At 52.2% G+C, this 12,383-nt stretch carries 10 protein-coding genes; 2 read left to right on the forward strand and 8 right to left on the reverse strand.

All coding sequences use genetic code 11. From position 1 onward, the window contains the following. Nucleotides 1-184 precede the first annotated feature (184 nt). The 5 genes from SH527x_RS08350 to SH527x_RS08370 all read right to left on the reverse strand — a co-directional run bounded on the left by SH527x_RS08350 (nucleotide 185) and on the right by SH527x_RS08370 (nucleotide 6,147). Nucleotides 185-436 carry a helix-turn-helix transcriptional regulator gene (locus tag SH527x_RS08350; RefSeq protein ID WP_437194198.1) on the reverse strand — a complete coding sequence of 84 codons (252 nt, stop codon included), beginning with the start codon at nucleotides 434-436 and terminating at the stop codon, nucleotides 185-187. Next, nucleotides 436-1,254: a ParB/RepB/Spo0J family partition protein gene (locus SH527x_RS08355; RefSeq protein ID WP_437194199.1), complete on the reverse strand. Its 819-nt coding sequence runs from the start codon at nucleotides 1,252-1,254 to the stop codon at nucleotides 436-438. Before SH527x_RS08355 ends, SH527x_RS08350 begins: the two co-directional genes overlap by 1 nt. 273 nt (nucleotides 1,255-1,527) lie before the next feature. Next, entirely contained in the window at nucleotides 1,528-2,295 is a 768-nt protein-coding gene (locus SH527x_RS08360) for a hypothetical protein (RefSeq protein WP_437194200.1), read from the reverse strand. A 1,248-nt stretch (nucleotides 2,296-3,543) separates the two neighbouring features. Further along, nucleotides 3,544-4,071, reverse strand: coding sequence for a ferritin-like domain-containing protein (locus tag SH527x_RS08365; RefSeq protein ID WP_437194201.1), 528 nt, complete (start codon nucleotides 4,069-4,071; stop codon nucleotides 3,544-3,546). A gap of 261 nt (nucleotides 4,072-4,332) precedes the next feature. Beyond that, the gene (locus SH527x_RS08370) at nucleotides 4,333-6,147 is read right to left on the reverse strand and encodes a hypothetical protein (protein ID WP_437194202.1); all 1,815 of its coding nucleotides are present in this window, start codon (nucleotides 6,145-6,147) and stop codon (nucleotides 4,333-4,335) included. Between the two features lie 583 nt (nucleotides 6,148-6,730). Between SH527x_RS08370 and SH527x_RS08375 the strand changes: the two genes are divergently transcribed. Then, nucleotides 6,731-7,234 carry an EVE domain-containing protein gene (locus tag SH527x_RS08375; protein WP_437194203.1) on the forward strand — a complete coding sequence of 168 codons (504 nt, stop codon included), beginning with the start codon at nucleotides 6,731-6,733 and terminating at the stop codon, nucleotides 7,232-7,234. Nucleotides 7,235-7,438: 204 nt separating this feature from the next. Next, on the forward strand, nucleotides 7,439-8,512 hold the full coding sequence (locus tag SH527x_RS08380) for a lysylphosphatidylglycerol synthase transmembrane domain-containing protein (protein WP_437194204.1): 1,074 nt from the start codon (nucleotides 7,439-7,441) through the stop codon (nucleotides 8,510-8,512). A 110-nt stretch (nucleotides 8,513-8,622) separates the two neighbouring features. Here the strand turns inward: SH527x_RS08380 and SH527x_RS08385 are convergent, their stop codons facing one another. From SH527x_RS08385 to argH, 3 genes are all read right to left on the reverse strand, one after another. Further along, complete coding sequence (locus SH527x_RS08385) at nucleotides 8,623-9,489, reverse strand: hypothetical protein (protein WP_437194205.1); 867 nt, start codon at nucleotides 9,487-9,489, stop codon at nucleotides 8,623-8,625. Nucleotides 9,490-9,812: 323 nt separating this feature from the next. Further along, the gene (locus SH527x_RS08390; RefSeq protein WP_437194206.1) at nucleotides 9,813-10,718 is read right to left on the reverse strand and encodes a DUF1559 family PulG-like putative transporter; all 906 of its coding nucleotides are present in this window, start codon (nucleotides 10,716-10,718) and stop codon (nucleotides 9,813-9,815) included. 160 nt (nucleotides 10,719-10,878) lie between these two features. Next, nucleotides 10,879-12,255: an argininosuccinate lyase gene (gene argH / locus SH527x_RS08395; protein WP_437194207.1), complete on the reverse strand. Its 1,377-nt coding sequence runs from the start codon at nucleotides 12,253-12,255 to the stop codon at nucleotides 10,879-10,881. Nucleotides 12,256-12,383 lie beyond the last annotated feature (128 nt).

The raw sequence follows: 12,383 nt of genomic DNA on the forward strand, positions 1-12,383 counted from the left end.
AATGTGTGGGAATGTGGGAAACCAAGCCTAAGTCCTTTTACGAATAGAGTTTAACATTCCCACACGTTTCCCACAAAATCCCACATTTCCCACACACGCGGGTTGCGGGCTTGCTCGATACGTTTGGGCATGGCGTAACAGGCGGAAGTGTGCCGACGAATGAAAGAGAATGCGGGCCAGCATTTCACGCCCCAACGGCTTCGCACAGTGCCGTCTGTTCGCTCGATGATGCCTTCAGCTTTGAGAACTCGTCTCGGTCAGGGCATCCCGCCGACAACCATAGATCGATGTCGGCTCGCACCCAGCGTTTCAGGGCTCCAAGTCGCACCGGCGTTGGCAACTTTCCATTCTTGTCGAGCTTCGCAATCATTCGGTCGCTGCATTCCAGCAGAGCCGCCATTGCGTTTGTGTCGAGTGTGGCGTGTGCAGTGCTCATTACGACTTTCCTTTGTCTAGGTTGCAGTTGATAAAATTGCGAACAATGACCCATGCTTCTCGGTGAAGTGGATGCTCTCGTGAAATGGTCTTCAATAATCCAATGGCGTCGTGAGCCACTTGAATCGGGTTTTCTTTTTCGAGGCGACGACTGACCAGTTCTTGAAGTGGGCTGCGTTTCACCTCCGGTTCTTCTGACAAGAGCGGTTCAGGCTTCTCCTGTTCCAAGACAGGAGCAGAAACACGATTAACGTGATTCTGAATGGCTTGCGGCTGCTCCTTTTTCGGGAGCGATGCAATGCGTTCGGCTGGCTTGGCTTTGATCTCGCCAGCTTCAACTGCCTTAACGAGTTCGGGGACGCCTTCGCGGAGGATCTTTTTACATGACACTGCCGTTCGTCGACTGACGCCAACCTCTTTGGCAGCATCGCTCAGGCTGATCGGTTCAACCTCCAGATCAAGAGGCACCGGTGCCTCTTGATCTTTTGTTAAATCCTGCTTCCTGTCTCCGCCATGCGTCATGTTCGCCAGCTTGGCAGCAGTCATTCCCCATTGTGCTTCCGTCATGTGACGGCGTTCTTTGTTCAGGCTGATAATGCGAGCCCGTTGCACTTGAAAGCTACCGGTGACCGGTTCGAAGATCGGCTCAACCCCAGCCATCTGGCATGCGGCGAGGCGATTGCGACCGTCAATGATTCGATCCTGATCGTCAATCAAGATGGGAAGTTGCAGGCCGTTCGCTTTGATGTCTTCCGCGAGGGAACGCAGGCCATCCGTTGTCATCAACGGGAAGATCGCAAGGTATGGATGAACGTTCATTGTTAAGGTTCCGTGATAGAAGATTGCGAATCGGTGGCGTGTTCAGGGCAGACCGTAGGCCGAACAGGTGTGTTTGCGTGTCGCATTTGCTGGCAGGGTTTCAGAACACAGATGACCAGTTCTGAATCCGTTCGACGTGTGATGCGTTACACGTGTGCCTCTACAATAGGGAGAAATCCGCCATCAGCCTGAACGGGAATTCGCTCAAACACTATGGAAATGCAATTCTTGCGGACAAAACGGGACCAAAGAATCCCGTTGATGCCAGTTCTGTTACCGTTTTGAATCTTGCTGGCGTCGGTTTCGATCAACTTGGTCAAGAATCTCGGCGTGCAGATCTTCGTCACGGAACCAACAGTGCAGCAGGTTCTCTTTGCCTCGCTTCCCTGAAGCCACAACGTGCATGTCCCCTGACGCCGCCCGCCTCTTCATTGTCTTGATATCCACTTCCATTGCCCGCCGAATTTCTTCCTGCGTTGCAATGATGGGACGGTGTAATTGCGATCTCCAGATGTAGCTGTTCAGTGGCGGTTCGCTCCTAGTCCAGCGTCCGTGTTGTCGCAAACTCTCTGACGTTGCAGGCTTCTCGGTTGTCTTGTCGTCCTCGTCTGGCTCAACCTCTTCTGGTGCAGTCTCACCGAAATTCAACATCAGAAACCGCAACAGTGCCGACAGTCGGTCGATTGCCTGCAGTGCTGATTCTTTGGCTGTCGATCCGGGAATCGTTCCGTTCAGCCTGCGAGCCAGGAACGGGAATTCCATTGCAGGCTGCGAGTTGATTCCTTGGCCTTGTGCCTTATTGATTTCAACCGACCATGCGGCCAGAATGTCAGAGATCGCAAAAAGAGTTTCGACATCTGGTAGCACCGGCTCCCCCTCCAGGACTTGGCGCTCGATCGGTGCGACCTGACGCCAGAACAGTTCCAATAGAGTAGAGAGAGAAGCCCGAGATTTAATGCACTTCGCCACCCAGTGCGTCGTGTCGGATAGTGGAGTCCAGTCGATTGCGTCGAACCACTCTGAATCAGTCGCTTCGCTCATTGCGTCAACCGTCCCTCTTTGTCGCTTCGTGCTAAAACCAGATCTTACGGCGACCCGTCAGACTGAACCAGTTACCATCACGATGTGGGCGATTGGTGTGCAAAGTGGTGTGCAACTTCTAGCAATTGAAGTTTTTGCAGTATTTCGGGCTATTTATCGAGTCCTGTCGCGACCACTCTCTTTCCCTCTTTTCTCAGGGAAACACTGCTTTCCCTGCCACGCCTACGGGCGTCACTCTTCGCAACTTGCTCTGATCTATCACATATTTAGCAATTTTCAGCGATGTGATGAATACTCCCGGCAACACAGTAAACAGGCTGACCAGGATCGCCCTTATCGCTATCTCCTGCGTGGCGGTCGGTCTCACAGTGGACTATTCCCTGATTCGCTATAAGGAATCACAGATCATCGGCGTCGTCAATGACTTCGGAGGTAAGTGTTTCTCGATCCCTGTGTGGCCACTTGGGACAGAGTACAGGATTTCCTTTGATTCGCCCCTCACGATGAAACAGATCAACACTTTAACACCGTTGAACAACTTAAGAGGTTCGGTTGGCGTTGCCTTCCCTGAGTGCGCATTCTCAGAGAGCGATGTCCACCACATCAAACGCACATTGCATCGCTGTCGCTTGTATTCGATTATTGAAAGCAAACACCTTACCCACTTCACTGGATGTTCTGACTGAAGTATTTCCAGAGATCATGCAGCGTATCTGGCGCGCAAAATTCAGTCGTTCTCCAATCTAGAAGGCTGCTGCGGGCGATATAACACAAGCTCATGAAGTTAACGTCTTTCGCACTCCTGTCGCTCTTAATACTGGTCTGCATCGCGCAAGCAATATTTTTCCTCACTGCAGTGCTCGACGAACGCGAAGATCGCCTGTATCTGATGGGAACGTTCTTTCTCTCTCCAATTGCAATTTCATTATGCTTAGTAACCGGAGTTGTGGTTTCACTTCGATCTGACACTGCTGCTTCGCGTGCCTTGTGCTTACACAGTACCGCCGTGCTTTTCATCGGCCAGCTTGCACTACTTCTCTGGAGTTAGCCAAGGAATTAAGCGATTACTGAGAGCCGATTGAGGCTTTGTGCAATTTCAGAACGCTTAGTTTGAAGCACTTTCAGTAACACAGGGAGGACAGGGGCGACTCCAGTGCCTCCCGAATCGAGTGACATTGAGCCGGCATCCCAGTCATCCCCATACAATTTACTGATGTCGAAGAGAAAGGGGCTGGCGATTAGTCGCTCTCACTCTTCTTCCTCTTCCTCCATTGTGCCTGCCGTGGCTTCTTCCATTGCGCAGACATTCACGGATTCCGCGATTTCAGAAAGAAGACTGTCCGCAATCACTTCTTCAGACATGGTCTCCTTCAGCAATCCCAGCGCGGACCCGTGACAGAGCAATCTTGCCCAAGTGCAGAGAGTCCCGTAGGTCGCAATCTCATAGTGCTCAACTTTCTGAATGGCCGCAATGATCATCGCATCCTTCACCTGATCATCTGCCTGTTCATCGATGACCGATGCCGCCTCTTTCACCAACCCTTCCATTGCTTCGCATTTCTTGGATCGCGGCGATCGCTCTAACGATTTGAACACCTGTTCAAGACGATCCACATGCTCATGTGTTTCTTTAACATGATGTTCAATCGCCGCTCGCAATCGGTCGCTCGTCGCACACTTCGCCAGTTTTGGCAACACTTTTGACATTTGCCGCTCCGCGCTCAGGATGTCTCGGAGTTCATTTGCAAATGCATCCTCCAATGAATGTAGTGTCATTTTTCACTCCTTCACGTTTGTTGATCTAACCTCAAGCAACTCCCACTGGTTTAAAGTTGCAACGATTATTCCGTTTGTTGCCAGCTTCAATGCAGAGGCCGTGGCGGAACATCAATGTTCCGAAATCATGAACGGAGAAATGAACAATGGTCGCGACCACTATTCTCAGAAAATCGGGCACTGCGGGGTGAACAACGAAACAGGCCCGGTGAGCATCACTCACCGGGCCTGACGAAAATTCTCAATTACAGAGATCTTAGCTTACTTCAGATTCTCATCTGCAAACTTGGCGACAACCGCTCCGAATGCTTTGAGGATGCCCTTCTGAGCATTGGAGTGACCGTGCAGAACGAACTCTTCGTTGACAATGATTGACGATTCGAAGTTATCGTCCGTTCCGGCCAAAGCGGCGATGGCGGTGTCATGCCACTCCAACGATGCGATTTCTGCAGCGCGGTTTCCGCCACGACCTTTGGTATCAGCCGGCTTGCCATCAGTGACGGCTTCCTTCTGCTTGCGTGTTCGCAAGTCAATCTGCTTGAGAACTTCCAGTTCAGGATCGTTCTTCATTTCCTGAATGTGTTGCAAGACTGGCAAGGCCTTCATCTTGACGGTCAGCAGGACACCGTTTCCTTTTTCTGGAAGCGGCTTGGCGGCCTTTTCCAAGTGGGTCTTCAACTGTGGCAGGGACTCTTCCCCAGTTGCGATCCAGAATGTCTTTTCTGCCGTTGCAAAGTAAATCGCATTTGAATCCCCGTAGAATTTCGTCAGGGACTTCGGAGGGGCATTCCCAAAGCTCAGCTTGTGAATCTTGGCGTCGCCGACTTCTTCAACTGCAATTTCCATCTTCCAGCCAGCTTTGGCCGCAGGCAACTTCTCAAGGAACTTGATCAATTTCTCCGGGCTTGTGCTGGCGATCCCTGCAATGAGGGTATGGGCTTTCTTCACTGAAGAGATATCGACAAATGCGTCGACTCCTCCAACAGAGTCAACACCTTCGTCCAGCACATCGATCAGATGATTTGCAATTTCCTTACGTGCGGTGCGTTCCTCTTCCGTAGAAGCGGTGTCTTCGTCGATCCGCTGCGGAACAACAGCACGAGCGAGGGAGTAAATCTCATGCAGGTCTTTCTTGCGTTTGTCGTCTGAGAGCAAACGAATTCGACCAGAAAGAATCGACGATTCCGGGGTTTCGATCGCACTGAATAAGCTTGGAGTTTCTCGCAACTTCTTCAGATTCTCGGCGAGACCGGTGCCTGGAATTGCGGAAACAGTGATGTCGGAAGGAGCGTCGCCCTTTTCCTTGTTGACCCGTGCCCCTGCTCGCACTTCAGCCAGTTCCGAGAACCACTGTCCAACCAGATTGAGAAGCTGCTCGCGAAGACGTTTTCGCAATGCAAACTGCTCTTTGGTCTCAGTGGTGAGCTTCTGGAACTTTTCCATCTCGGTTGAGACGTACTTGTCGAATGCAACCCGACGATCTTCAACACCGTCGGCTTCGTTGGTCTGTGAGAGAAAAGCGAGGTACTTCTTCTCAACCAGTTCCTGCTGACGAGTGACCGGGTGAGCCATGTCCTTCGGCAAGCCATCCTTTTGAGGATAGAAAGCAGCGTAAGGAACAGGCTTGGCCAGATAACGGAAGTAACCTTCGTATACCTCGCCGCTCAACTTATACAGCGTTTTGTCAGAGCGTTCCTGCTTGGCAACAATCCCGATCGGGTCGAGGTTGTCATCAATAAACTCTTTCAGATTCGAAATTGGAATTGTCGCCTGCAGCTGCAATCCGTTTTTCGTATCGAAGAGTGTGTCGAACCGGATCGGCTGATCGGTTGAAACACCGTACAGAAAGATTTCCAGATTTGGCTTGATGTCGTTTTCGTACGACGCCTTCTTGCCGGCCAGATCAACGACGCAATATTCGAGTGCGTTCAGAATCTGGTCTGCAGTTCCGATTCCCATGATCACCCGAGTTGGCTGACCAGATTGAGAAGGTTCCTTGGCAACAGCTGTTGTTGCAAGTACTCCGAACAGAAATAGCAGGCAAGTCACTTTGCGTGTGAAGCTGCAGAGTAGCACAGCAGCGCTCCTTCAGTCTCATCAATCCCGTTATGGGGAACGGGATGAATTTTCGGCTTGGTTTAGCGTCGTCCCGAATCCGAAACATCCCCCGGTTTCGGAAATGCAAGGTGATGCGAGAATATTCGATGACGAAAATCCCGACAAGGGCGGACATTAATTCCATCGGCAGTTGAACGACCAGAAGTCCTTTCCAATTTGTCGACTCGGATTCTTTCAACCAGCCAGCTGCTTTCTATTGAGACATCGCAGCAAACTGATGAGAGAAATCAGTGACATCATTCCACGATGCGAACTTGGACTCCTGCCAGGAAAAACGCAAATCCACCCCACCTCCCCCAATTTCACATTAATACAGCATTCAACAGCAAAGTAGACCAACCTGAGTGGTTGTCGCGAATTTGGTTTCAATCTCAGAAATCCCCTTGAACGGATACCGGACGATTCCTTCACCGTGCATCGCGACTCCAAATCCTCTAACATGCCGCCGCTGAGAAATGATCAAAAACTCAATGGCCCCCGAACCTTCTGCCATTGAATACGTGTTTGAACACGACGTCTGTCTATCAGGAGTCACAGTGCGATGGCGAAATCGGTAGCAAAGCGAGCACCGAAATACTGGTTGTTCAAATCAGAAGCAGATTGCTACTCGATCGACAATCTCCAAAGCGAACCGAAGCAGACGACGTACTGGGACGGTGTCAGAAACTATCAAGCCAGAAACATGCTTCGGGACGAGATCGAACCCGGTGATGGAGTCTTCTTCTATCACAGCAATTCCGATCCGCTGGCAATTGCCGGAATCTGTCAGGTTGTCCGGAAAGGGTACCCGGACCACACTGCATTTGATCCAGCTGAAAAGCACTATGACGCCAAGAGTCGCCATGAGTCCCCAACCTGGTTCATGGTCGATATTCAACTGCTGAAAAAGTTCGAGACTCCAGTGACTCGCGATCAGCTCAAAGTAGCAGCTGGACTGGAAAACATGGCTGTCATGCAAAAAGGTTCCCGGTTGTCAGTCACTCCCGTGACGAAAGAGGAGTGGCAGGCCGTTTGTAAACTCGCTGGCACCAAATCGCCGGTTTAACACAACAATCGGCAGGTGGGGACACCACCTTCAGGGGCACCATTCGGCAGGCAGAATCCAGACAATTGAAGCGTCTTTGCTCCATTGGTCCTTCCAACCCCTGCACGACCATTGCCCTCGCACGAAACCCAATTTCATGTTGCTTGCTCTGCCCCACACTATCGCCAGACATAAAACCGTCGCCAGAAACTAAATGGAATTGAAATGGGATCTCCAGCATCTGTGCGGCGCAACGGTGGGCTAAAAGTCTTACTTGGACTCGTCGTCTCTGTGCTTTGCCTGTGGTGGGCGGTACGTGGAATGCTCAGCACTCCGGATGCCTGGCAGCAGATTGTGAAGGCATTCCAGAATGCAAATTATCTGTCCCTGCCTGCGATCCTCATCATTCTCTTCATCTTCTTCTGGCTGAAAGCCTTGCGGTGGAGAATCCTACTTTTACCGGTCGGCAGATACGATCCATTAAAAGATCTGTTTGGCCCGATCATGATTGGGTTCGGGTTCAACAATATTCTGCCAGCCAGAATTGGTGAGCTCATCCGCATCAGCACCTTCGCCCGGCAGCAGAAACTCCCCTTCACTGTCGCCGCATCAAGCGTGGTACTCGAACGCATTTTCGACGGAATGGCAATCGTCTTCTATCTGGCGATTGGTCTGCTCTTTGTCGAAGGACTCGACCCGCGAATCAAACAGGGAGCGATTGGCTTTTCGATCGCCGCCAGCTGCGTTGTCATCGGAGCACTCTGCTATGTGATCTGGTCAAAACCGTTTGTTGCTCTTTTCGAAACCATTTTGCAACGAATTCCATTCCTCCCCCAGAAAATCACGCATGGGTTCTGTCGCATTCTGGAACAAGGGGCACAAGGGCTGTCGGCTCTACGAGACATTCGTCTGGTGGCAACAATTATTGCCATCTCCATGATCAAGTGGGCGCTCAACGGAGCCCTTGTCTTGTTGTCGCTCTGGAGTTTCGACCTTCCACACACCATCCCTATCGCCATGGTGCTGCTGGGAGCGATCGCATTTGGTGTCGCGTTACCTTCTTCCCCCGGTTACATCGGAGTGATGCAGGTCGTCTTCATGGAAGTCATGAAGTTTTTTACTGACAACTCAGAAGCAGTCTTCGCCGCCTCGATCTATTACCAGTTCACGCAATGGGTTCCAGTGACGCTTTCTGGAATGATTTTCTTCGTCCTGAGCGGAATCAGCCTGAAGCAAGTCGAAGCAACAATTCCTGACGAAGCCCACCAGGGAAGCGAGTCGGAACCAGTTCAAAGTTAGATTCGGCAAGTCTCTCGACTTCCCGCTCAGCAGCCGTATCAAACGAAAAACTCCATGTTGCCATCCTGACAACACGGAGTCTCTCTGAGGGGGCTTCGAGTTGGGTTCGCTTATCGAGTGAACGAACCTTGAGATTGCCAGACAGTCACTGCTGAAGGAGCAGGTGAGAACCGTCCAGCGGCACGGGATGGACTCTGCTGTTCGTAGCTCTGCAATTCAATCGGTTTGGCTGCAGGTGCTTTGGCCGGAACCTTGCTCCACTTCTGGTCAGATTCTGGATTCGCTGCTGTTGCAACAGGGTTCGCAGTTGCGGAGCCATTGCTCATCGTCGGGTCTGGAATCGGAGCAGAAGCAACGGCTCCGACTGGGACCTGATTCGCAAATCCCTGATAATATGGAACGCTCCCCACCACAGTTGGAGTCGCCACTCCAAATGCAGTCACCTGAGTCGGGACCATGTGGGTTTGTGATACTGCGACCTGTGAAGTGACCTGATAAGCCACATCACGGTACTGAATCTGCTGCTGCATTGCCGTTTCAGAAACATTCTTGGTTACCAGCTTTGGAACCCAAACAGACTGGTAACCCCCTTCATCGACAGTGACTTGTCGCTGAACTGTGACAGGCACGTTCACAGCTTGTGCTTCGCGTCGAATCTCTGTTCGAGTGACCGGTTGCATGGTCACAACCTGCTGCGGACGCAGATATGTTGTGGACATCGGCATTGGCTGGATCATCTGAACCGGAGCTGGTCCGCAGCCACAAGGAGCAGATGGTTGAACCATTGGAGCCATGACCGGGCCCATCACCATGGGCTGGCCGAGCATCGGTTGGAAAGCTGGAGCCGCTTTTCCATGCTTACACTTGTTGCAACCAGCATCTGCATCACCAGCGAGTGGTCCAACTGCGACCGCAAGACCGAGCAAGACGGGGAGCCGACGAATTCGTGTCCAAGACTTCCGAGGTGTTACAGGCATGTCTCAACTCTTTATATCCGGCGACAGCATCACATGGGCCGTAAAGGGGTGAAGTGTACGTCCCCTGAATGCTCATCAGTCCCGGTTTTTCATTGACGATCTATGGCCATTCCCGCTGTGAACCTTGAAATGCGTGAATGCATCCCCAGTCTGTTCAACGGGTTACCCAGTGAGAAACAGGCGAGCTTTCGCGGCGCTCTATCCCCGTTTTCACGCGAGTACGTGCTACGCTATCTAGATCGGCAATGTGAATTTGCTCCGTGAGCCATGACCAGCAAAAGCCGCCGATTCCCGGAGGTTCCAGCGGCGAACTGTCAGAGTCGTTAAAACTCGCCAGCCCGACCGGCCTTTGCGTCATCACGGTTTGCCTGCTGCAGATAAACAGCCGGATCGATACTGTCCGCCTGAAACTTCACGCTTCCATTAGCGAACATGAAGTGGCAGCCTCCTCGATGAAAGCTGCCGAAACCACCGGGATCACCTGCAACCGCCCCCACAGACGCGTCATTCGACAGAACCCCTGATGGGGACTTATTCATCGGCGTCCCGGCGTTTCGCATCATTCCACGCGTCCCGGACGCCCAGCCCAGGTCGGTCGAACTTCGACGAATTTCTCCAATAAGAATGGTGTATCCCACTCCATCCGGAATGTCTTCGACCGTGAGAGCCTTGTTCAGTAGCAGCGTCCCAGACGTTCCTGTTTCAATTGGCAGGCTGCGATGGTCATAGCTCCCTGCATAATTTGACTGCGCGTACCCGTTACCATCCTGACTGCGAGGCGGGAGGTCGTCACTCGGGCAGAGAAATCTGGGAATCCACTTCTGCCGACGAGCTTTCAGGTCAGGCGAAGTGATGGACTCTCCTCCCAGAAAGGCAACCGTAAACTCTTCAGCAATGTCACGATCCAAAACCGCTGGAAGAAGGTCAATCCCCCAACTGCGTGAATTCACGTCCTCACCCAGTGGAACAAGGTCGTGATCGTAAATCGCCCCGGCTGGAAACGACTGCCGAACACCGTAATACCCGTCGATTGCCCCCCAGAGATCAACGAGATTTTGCTCGCAGGTTTTCTTTCGAGCGACAGATCTCGCGGAGTAGATCCAAGGAACAGCAAGCAGAATTATCCCAGCGACCAGAACAATCAGAATGATGATTTCCAGAAGCGAGATCCCCGCCCTTCGGGTCGCGAAAAGCGGGTTCCGGTTTCCAGAATGTCGCTGCATTTTCATGAGATCATCGCCTTTGCCAGTTCCTCGACCGGATCGGTTTGGTCGATCACGTGACGCTGCAGCGTCCTGAACATTCACGCGTTCTGAACATGCACATGAAACGATTCAATGCACGATTCCGCAGGAAGCCTCCGAAACCGTGCACTTCGTGCGAACGTCATTAAGCCAGTCGTTCGATCCAGGCAGCCAATCGCTGTTGAACCTGAGCTTTTCCACCTGCTCCAAATGTAATCAGAGCGTTCGCAGCATTTTCAGCCCCAAGAACTGAATAGATGTCATCTTTCACTGCCGGTGCAACGGCCTGCAACTCCGCCAGTGTCAGATCTGCCAATCGGCATCCGCGTCCTTCGCACTCAGCAACGAGTTTTCCGACGATCTCATGCCCGGTCCGCATCGGAACACCGATCTTGATGAGGTATTCCATCAATGCGGTTGCATCAAGGAAGCCTTCTTCGATGCGTGCCTGAATTCGTGCTCGATTCAATTCCGCATGAGCGACAATAGACGGTGCCACCTGAAGGCAGGCATCGATCGTGTCGAAAGCGGTGAACGCTGCGAGCTTGTCCTCTTGCAGATCCCGGTTGTATGCCATTGGCAGTCCCTTCAGCAGCACAAACAATTGCTGAGAAGCCGCAATGACTCTGGCCGACTTGCCGCGAATCAACTCAAGAACATCCGGGTTCTTCTTCTGAGGCATAATGGAAGAACCGGTCGTGTACTTATCAGGCAGCTTCAGGAAGCCGAACTCCGTCGTGCACCACAGAATCCACTCTTCCGCCCAGCCTGACAGGTGAACTGCAATCAGGGACAGCACCGAAGTGAACTCGGCGAGGTAATCACGGTCACTGGAGATGTCGAGGCTATTGGCGGCTGGTGCAGTAAAGTGCAAAGCCTGCGCTGTGAAATCGCGGTCCAGCGGCAATGTCGACCCGGCCAGTGCAGCGGCACCCAATGGACAGAAATTCAATCGCTTACGGCAGTCCGCCAGGCGTTCGCGATCCCGTTGGAACTTCTCACAATATGCGAGCCAGTAATGTGTCGCGCTGACAGGCTGAGCCCTTTGCAGGTGGGTGTAGCCCGGGAGGACGATATCGAGGTCGCGTTCTCCGCGGCTGACAAATGCATGTTGCAGTGCAGCCAGTTGTGCATCGAGTGAATCAATACAGTTGCGGATATACAGACGGATATCTGTCGCAACCTGATCGTTCCGCGAGCGACCTGTATGCAGTTTCCGGCCGACATCGCCCAAACGGCGAATCAGCGCGGATTCAATGTGCATATGGATGTCTTCGAGAGAAGACTTGTATTCCATCTCCCCGCGACGGATTTCTCCCAGAATCTCGGTCAGGCCGGTGCAGATCTGTTCGCACTCTTCATTGGAGATCAATCCCACGCGTGCCAGCATTCGGGCATGCGTCTGTGATCCTTCCACATCAACGGCAGCTAAACGGGAATCAAAGGAAATGGATTCCGTAAAGAGTTCAACCTGAAGATCCGTTGGTTCGCTGAACCGACCGCCCCACGCTTTTTGCGACACGTTCTTGTCCTGAGTATTCTAGAGCAATTGTGGTCGTGCTGTCGCGAATTCAGAAACCGGCGTCTCATGAGCCGAAATCATTGGCCACAAACGCCTGCCTGAAAACATCAGACAAATCACGTCACCCG

The sequence above is a fragment of the Planctomicrobium limosum genome, from assembly GCF_051465645.1.
Lineage (GTDB): Bacteria > Planctomycetota > Planctomycetia > Planctomycetales > Planctomycetaceae > Planctomicrobium.